Below are 7521 nucleotides of genomic sequence, written 5' to 3'. Positions count from 1 at the left end.
TCGGCGAAGGTGAGTTGATGGCTCATGATGTCCCTCTGGGATGCGCTCCGGATGAATATGATGATCTCATATCAGGAACTTGTTCGCACCTTCCTTAGCACTGTGGCGCTGCTCTCACTATGCCAGCAACTTCCCCTGGTTCAGTGTAAGTGAAGAATTGTCAGCGGTAAAAATTTTGCTGAAATAAACTTGAAAAAACGCCGGGCGACACCATTTATTCAGTGTGGCCAAAAGCGGTACTCGCCGAATGGGAGACCGGGCCATTAAGCCTGTCCATTGTGGAAGGCTGAATGCAACTCGCTGATTTCAGGAGAATTTATATGCGTAATTTCGATCTTTCCCCGCTGTACCGTTCCGCTATTGGTTTCGACCGTCTATTTAACTTACTGGAAAATAATCAAACCCAGTCAAATGGCGGCTACCCTCCGTATAACGTTGAGCTGGTAGATGAAAACCATTACCGCATCGCCATTGCGGTGGCCGGTTTCGCGGAAAGCGAACTGGACATCACCGCCCAGGACAATCTGCTGGTGGTGAAAGGCGCCCATGAGGGCGAGCAGCAGGAGCGCACTTACCTGTATCAGGGGATTGCCGAACGTAACTTCGAGCGTAAATTCCAGCTGGCGGAAAATATTCACGTACGGGGTGCCAACCTGGTCAACGGGCTGCTGTACATCGACCTGGAACGGGTTATCCCGGAAGCGATGAAACCGCGCCGTATCGAAATTAACTGATCTGTTGTGCCGGGCCGCCGCGGGCGGTCCAGATAACCTGCTTGCCGATTATCGGGAGCAACCGTGCCTGTCATACCGTGACGGGCCAGACTTTTTCGCTTCTCAGAAGGAAAATACCATGCGTAACTACGATGTTTCCCCCTTATTGCGTCAGTGGATTGGTTTCGACAAATTAGCCAGTGCGCTGCAAAACGCCCCGGAAGCCCAGGGCTTCCCGCCGTACAACATTGAAAAGAGCGACGATAACCATTATCGCATTACGCTCGCCCTGGCCGGTTTCAGCCAGCAAGACATTGAAATCAACCTTGAAGGGACCCGGCTGAGTATTAAAGGTGCGCCAAAAACCCCGGAAAATGAACCTAAATGGTTACATCAGGGGCTGGTAATGCAGCCGTTCAGCCTGAGCTTTACCCTCGCTGACCATATGCAGGTGACCGGCGCCACCTTCACCAACGGCCTGCTGCATATTGATACTGAGCGCCAGGTACCGGAATCCGCCGCACCGACCCGGATAGCCATTAGCGAGCGTCCGGCGCTGAATAGCTAATCTTGCCATTTCGCTGCATAAGGCTCCTTCGGGAGCCTTTTTTGTGCTCTGCCACCCGGTCATTAGCGGCAAGTTCTGACAAAATCCATACTAATACAGATGGCTTTTCAGGAATGTTCTATGAGCGAAATAGCGCTAACGGTCAGCGTTTTAGCACTGGTTGCCATTGTCGGGTTATGGATCGGCAGTATCAAACTCCGCGGGGTCGGCTTTGGGGTCGGCGGGGTACTGTTTGGGGGCATCCTGGTCGGCCACTATGCGGAGCGGCTGGGCATTGTGCTCAACGCCGAAATGCTCCACCTTATCCAGGAGTTCGGCCTGATCCTGTTCGTCTATACCATCGGCATTCAGGTGGGGCCGGGTTTTTTCTCTTCTCTGCGGGTCTCCGGGCTGCGCCTGAACCTGTTCGCCATGTTAATTGTGCTGCTCGGGGGGCTGGTTACCGCGCTGCTGCATAAGTTGTTCAATATTCCTCTGCCGGTGGCGCTGGGTATCTTTTCCGGGGCGGTGACCAATACCCCGGCCCTGGGGGCTGGCCAGCAAATCCTGACCGATCTGGGTAGCCCGGCCCAGGATATTAACCAGATGGGCATGAGCTATGCCATGGCTTACCCCTTCGGGATCTGCGGTATTTTGCTGTGTATGTGGGCCATCCGCTTCCTGCTGCGCATTAATGTCGATAACGAAGCCCGGAGCTATGACACCGCAAACGCCGTTAACCATGCGGCGCTGCACACCATTAATATTCGGGTAGAAAACCCCAATCTCGATAAACTCGCCATCCAGGATGTTCCGATCCTCAATAATGACCGGATTATTTGCTCGCGCCTGAAGCGCGATGATGTGCTGATGGTGCCCTCCCCGGGGACCCTGATTCAGACCGGGGATTTGCTGCACCTGGTGGGCCTGGAGAAAGATCTGCACGAAGCGCAACTGGTGATTGGGAAATCAGTGGAGACCTCACTCTCTACCCAGGGGACCGATCTGCGGGTCGCCAGGGTGGTGGTCACCAATGAAAAAGTGCTCGGTAAGAAAGTGCGCGAGTTGCATTTTAAACAGCGCTATGACGTGGTTATCTCGCGGCTAAACCGCGCCGGTGTTGAGCTGGTTGCCGGTAGCGGGGCAACCCTGCAATTCGGCGATATTCTGGTACTGGTGGGGCGACCGGCGGCGATTGACGCGGTCTCTGCGGAAGTGGGTAACGCCCAGCAGAAACTCCAGCAGGTACAGATGCTGCCGGTATTTATTGGTATCGGGCTGGGGGTGTTGCTCGGCTCGGTACCGCTGTTTATCCCCGGTTTCCCGGTGGCCCTGCGCCTGGGGCTGGCCGGTGGGCCGCTGATCATGGCGCTGATCCTCGGGCGTATCGGCAGTATTGGCACCCTGTACTGGTTTATGCCGCCCAGCGCTAACCTGGCGCTGCGTGAACTGGGGATTGTGCTGTTTTTGGCGGTGGTGGGGCTGAAATCCGGCGGTGATTTTATTGATACCCTGGTCAGCGGGGACGGGGTGAGCTGGATGCTGTATGGCATGGTGATTACCCTGGTGCCGCTGTTGATTGTCGGCCTGCTGGCCCGGATGGTGGCCGGGATGAACTACCTGACCCTGTGCGGGATGCTGGCGGGGTCGATGACCGATCCCCCGGCGCTGGCGTTTGCCAATAGCCTGCACGGCACCTGTGGCGCTGCCTCCCTCTCCTACGCCACGGTCTACCCGCTGGTGATGTTCCTGCGCATTATCACCCCGCAATTGCTGGCGGTGTTGTTCTGGGGCATCGGATAACCCCCCATTGCCGGATATTTGTTATTCTCAGGGGATGGCGAATCCCTGACCCTGATGAATAACATGGCAAACAAGACCAAGCTCCCTGGCGATGCACCGGATTACCGTTTTTCACTGGCGAATGAACGCACGTTTCTTGCCTGGGTACGTACTGCCCTTGGGGTGCTGGCCGCCGGTGTCGGGCTGGACCAGCTAGCCCCGGAGCTGGCCACCCCGTTAATCCGCGAGATTGTCTCCCTGGCGCTGTGCCTGTTTGCCGGCTGCCTGGCCATCTTTTCTTACCTGCGCTGGGTGAAAACCGAAACCGCCATGCGCCTCAGGCAAGATCTGCCCTACACCCCGGTATTGCTGCTGCTCAGCATTGTGATGGCCCTGATTGCCGGGGCGGTGCTTATCATGGTGCTGTATGGCGGATAGTCGCCATCAGCGGCGCATTGACGACCCCGGCCTGCAACCGGAACGCACCTCACTGGCCTGGTTCAGAACCCTGCTCGGCTATGGGGCATTACTGGTGCTGGCCCTGCGTCATTACGGGCAAATCTCCGGACGTGTTTACTGGATCACACTGGCGGCCACATCCCTCGCAGGATTTGTGATCTATGGCTATGCACGACAGCGTAATCTTATGGATATTGATCCTGGCCAAATCGTTAGCCGCGCCGGGATATGGGCCCGGCTGGGAATTGTACTGGCGATACTGGCACTGGCGGTGCTGTTCTCCGCCGTCCATGCGCGGTGGCTTATTGAATATCTACAGGAGATGTAATGCTGGGTCGTCTTTTTACGGCAATTACCCCCCAACCTTACGGGTTATTCCCGTATCGCAATATTGATTTCAGCCGCCAGCGTCCGGTCCAGGTAATGGATAGCCCGACGCTGGAGGATTACATTGGTCGGCAAATCGCCTCCCAGCCTGAAGATGATGTGACATTTGACTGGCTATGCGGGGAGCCCTCTCCTGAGAAACTGGCCTTTTTCCGCGATGTTGTCGGGTTGCAGGCGCGACTGGGCGGCGGGAGACGTATTCATAACAGCGTATTAATTGACGGCTATTTACCGGATGACGGCTGGGTACAGTTTCTTAGCCACCACCAGTGGCTGGTGGAGCTTCCCCTTGCGGGGCCGGCAGAGTGGCATGATCTGGCGCGCACCCGGCGCGGCTTACCCCCTGACCACGCGGTGGTGATGGATACCCTGGCGCGGCTGAAACTGCACCAGGTGAATACCAAGTTACTGGTGGACGTTAACCCGGTGAATTGCCAGCACCCGCGCGGGTTATATGACTGGCTCAAGCAAACCGGTGTGCCTTTTATTCAGTTTGTCCCGCGCATCGAAGGTGCCGCGTCGGACATACTAAATGGCCCGCAGTGGGGCCATTTTCTCACTACCGTGTTCCGCTGCTGGGTGCACCATGACATCGGCCAGATTTTTATTCAGCAGTTTGATGCTGCCCTGGGCGCCTGGTGCGGGCTGAAGCCGGCGCCGGGGATGACACCGGCCTGCCAGCGCTGTGAAATGGGCTGGCTGTGCCGGGCCCAGCCCAGCGCAACACCGGATGTTGGCTGCGTGCTGTGCAGCGGCTATCTGGACTTTTTCACCTATTCCGCCCCCTTTATGCGGGTGATGCGTGACCTTATCGCCCAGCGCCGATCGCCGGTGGAACTGATACCGCTGCTGGCATCGGTGAGAAAAAGCGCCCCGGATGAGCGGTAAAATTGCGTTTCTGCTACACCTGACGGGAAAAAGCGTGCTAAATAATAGGTTTTAGCTCAGCTGGCAGAGGCCTGTTTTGAAACCTATTTTTGCCGCCGTGATGTTGCTGGGTGGCCTCAGTGCATCCGCCCTGGCCCAGCAGCCTGTTCCCTTACCGCCGCCCGGGGCGGTGTCCGGCTACGTCAGTACCCTGGGCACCGGTATGGTGGTGGACTGGGCGCTGACCGATCGCGGCATCCGCGAGTTTGACCCTCTGGCAGTACGGGATTTCCAGCAGCGTGGTATTCATCACGTGCGTATTCGCGTGGCCGCTGACACCAGCAGCCAGCACCTTGTTCACCTGCACAAAATAGTCGAAGCCTGCGAGCAATATGGCATTGTGCCTATCATCAGTTACCAGGCAGACGCCTTCCACAATGAGCCGGATGCCGAAAACGAAGCGGGGCTGGTGCGCTGGTGGAGTGCGGTGGCGAACAGTTTTGCCGGCCAGTCCCCGGATCTGGCCTTTGACCTGATTTACGATCCCGGCGACAAACTCAGTCGCAACCCGCAACTGCTGAACCGGGCCTACGAGAAGCTGGTTAAAGCTATCCATAAAATCAGCCCCGACCGGGTTATCATGATTGCCCCGCGGATGCACGGGGCACCGGAGGATTTATCCGGCCTGAAGTGGCCTGCGGGTAACAACGGTGTGGTGTTTGCCGAATGGCATATTTTCCCCTGGGGGCCGGTGAAGAATAACGGTAAGTACCCCTGGACCACGGGGACGGCGGTAGAGAAGGCCGCTATCCGGGCGCGGATCCATGCCGTTGTGCGCTGGCAGCAGAAAACCGGACACCGGGCGTGGCTCGGGGCATGGTCTGCCGGTGAGATTGCCAAAAAGGCTTCATTGCAGAACCCGATTGCCTTTGCCACCTTTGTGGCCTGTGAATTACAAAAGGCGCATATTCCCTATGCCATTAATCCGGATAGCTGGTTCTATGATGGGGAAGAAGGGGCGTGGCGGCCAGAGAAGAAACCGCTACTGGATGCGATGATAGGCCCGGACTGTAGTACGCCGGCGAAGGTGACCAGGCCCAGTCCTAAACCGGGCCATGATCATCCGGCGGCTAAATCGGTTGATGGTGGCGGCGCGCCCGCTGGGCCAGGGTCAGCCAGCAGCACACAATCAGCAACCCCATCGCCGTCATAAGCAGGCCGCTACTGTTCTGGCTGTTTTGCGGCAACATGGCGGAAAACCAGGCCAGGGTACCGGACGCGATATTTTGCAGGCCGCCCACCAGGGCACCCGCGGTACCGGCCAGGATGGGGAACGGCTCCATGGCGCCGCTGGTGGCCAGCGGGAACAGCATCCCCGCCCCGAAGAAAAACAGCGCGGCGGGGACCAGCAGTGTCCAGACATTCATGATGCCAAACCAGGCCGGTATCCACATCAGTAACCCGGCCAGCAGGCAGCTGGAGACGGATTGCCACATCATGGCGGAGAACGACTTATTCGGGCGTCCGGCCACCCAGGCGCCGAAGAACGCTGCGGGAATCGGCAGAATAAACAGAATACTGACCACCACACTGGGCAGCCCCAGTACCGCGCCCAGCAACACACCGGAGCTGGATTCAAAGACCGCAATACCGGCCAGCCCGCCCATCAGCATCAATAAATAACAATTAAATGACATCGAACCAAGCAACTGGCGATAGCTGGCCAGCAGTTTTGGCGGCGCGCTGTGCTGCGGGCGCGTTTCCGGCATTTTGCGCCAGATATTCCAGGTAACCACCAGGCACAATGCCAGTAAAAACGCATAACAGGCGCGCCAGTTCCACAGGGTTTCCAGGATCCCGCCAATCAGCGGCGCCAGCAGCGGGCTGACCAAAATCCCCATGTTCAGCACGCTATTGGCATGGCGCAATTCGCTGCCTTCGTACAGGTCACGGGGCATGGTACGGCACATGACCCCAGCCACCCCGGTCCCGATCCCCTGGAGCGCACTGGCGGTAACCAGCACCGGCAGCTGGCGGGAAAACAGCGCCAGCAGCGTCGCGGCTATATAAATCAGCATCCCGACGAGGATAACCGGGCGGCGGCCAATCCGGTCCGACAGCGGCCCATAGATCAGCTGCGACACGCCGTAAGTCAGCAAATAGGCGGCCATAACCCCTTGCACCGCCCCTTCGCGGACATTAAGGTCAAGGGCCATCCCGGCGAGGGCCGGAATATAGATGGTTTGCGTCATTTGCCCGACGGCAACCAGCAGGATCAGCATCAGCATGATATGCTGGTGCTGCGATTTACTGATATTTTGCATGGTTTTTGTTTCTTGATTCTGAAGATAACACTGGATGATTGGTGATTATGCAGTCAAATCTACCACAAATTGATGAACATTTAGATGTATGTTGCTAAGTGTGATGGGGCGAAAACTGGCAATTTTAGTTGCCATGTTTCCCGGTGATCAGCCGGGGCGCGGGTGATCACCGCCGGGGTCGCGCTGCCCCGTGGCCCCAGGCGCTGCGGGGAGGATGAAGGCACCCCGCGCCGCGCCAGGTGCCGTGCCGAATAGCGGCCAATTACCGGGTCTTATTTGCGCGGTGAATCTGTTTATTGGCGGTAAGCATAACGGCGGGAAATATTATTATAGAATGATTACTCTAAGGAAGGTGCGAATAAGCAGGTCATTTCTTCCCAAGCTGACTCGCTGATTAAAATTTCGCGGATCTGGGCCGATTTTTTTCCCGCAAACACATCGA

General features: G+C 57.3%; 8 protein-coding genes. 7 read left to right on the top strand and 1 reads right to left on the bottom strand.

Annotated elements, in window-relative coordinates; all coding sequences use genetic code 11:
* Nucleotides 1-320 precede the first annotated feature (320 nt).
* From ibpA to F9C28_RS19260, 7 genes are all read left to right on the top strand, one after another.
* Nucleotides 321-734: a small heat shock chaperone IbpA gene (gene ibpA, locus F9C28_RS19290; protein ID WP_199016884.1), complete on the top strand. Its 414-nt coding sequence runs from the start codon at nucleotides 321-323 to the stop codon at nucleotides 732-734.
* A 118-nt stretch (nucleotides 735-852) separates the two neighbouring features.
* The gene (gene ibpB, locus F9C28_RS19285; RefSeq protein WP_199016883.1) at nucleotides 853-1281 is read left to right on the top strand and encodes a small heat shock chaperone IbpB; all 429 of its coding nucleotides are present in this window, start codon (nucleotides 853-855) and stop codon (nucleotides 1279-1281) included.
* 120 nt (nucleotides 1282-1401) lie between these two features.
* Nucleotides 1402-3063: a putative transporter gene (locus tag F9C28_RS19280; RefSeq protein ID WP_199016882.1), complete on the top strand. Its 1662-nt coding sequence runs from the start codon at nucleotides 1402-1404 to the stop codon at nucleotides 3061-3063.
* Between the two features lie 63 nt (nucleotides 3064-3126).
* Nucleotides 3127-3480, top strand: coding sequence for a YidH family protein (locus tag F9C28_RS19275; protein ID WP_199016881.1), 354 nt, complete (start codon nucleotides 3127-3129; stop codon nucleotides 3478-3480).
* The gene (locus tag F9C28_RS19270; RefSeq protein ID WP_199016880.1) at nucleotides 3470-3829 is read left to right on the top strand and encodes a DUF202 domain-containing protein; all 360 of its coding nucleotides are present in this window, start codon (nucleotides 3470-3472) and stop codon (nucleotides 3827-3829) included. The genes F9C28_RS19275 and F9C28_RS19270 overlap by 11 nt, the downstream gene beginning before the upstream one ends.
* Nucleotides 3829-4776: a radical SAM protein gene (locus F9C28_RS19265; RefSeq protein WP_199016879.1), complete on the top strand. Its 948-nt coding sequence runs from the start codon at nucleotides 3829-3831 to the stop codon at nucleotides 4774-4776. The genes F9C28_RS19270 and F9C28_RS19265 overlap by 1 nt, the downstream gene beginning before the upstream one ends.
* 100 nt (nucleotides 4777-4876) lie before the next feature.
* Nucleotides 4877-5968: a cellulase family glycosylhydrolase gene (locus F9C28_RS19260; RefSeq protein ID WP_199016886.1), complete on the top strand. Its 1092-nt coding sequence runs from the start codon at nucleotides 4877-4879 to the stop codon at nucleotides 5966-5968.
* On the opposite strand, the gene emrD is transcribed toward F9C28_RS19260, so the two are convergent.
* The gene (gene emrD, locus F9C28_RS19255) at nucleotides 5886-7043 is read right to left on the bottom strand and encodes a multidrug efflux MFS transporter EmrD (RefSeq protein ID WP_408641542.1); all 1158 of its coding nucleotides are present in this window, start codon (nucleotides 7041-7043) and stop codon (nucleotides 5886-5888) included. The two genes, F9C28_RS19260 and emrD, sit on opposite strands and share 83 nt — an antisense overlap.
* Nucleotides 7044-7521 lie beyond the last annotated feature (478 nt).

The organism is Shimwellia pseudoproteus (assembly GCF_016415625.1).
GTDB lineage: Bacteria > Pseudomonadota > Gammaproteobacteria > Enterobacterales > Enterobacteriaceae > Shimwellia > Shimwellia pseudoproteus.
This window is presented reverse-complemented; position numbering and strand designations above follow the sequence as displayed.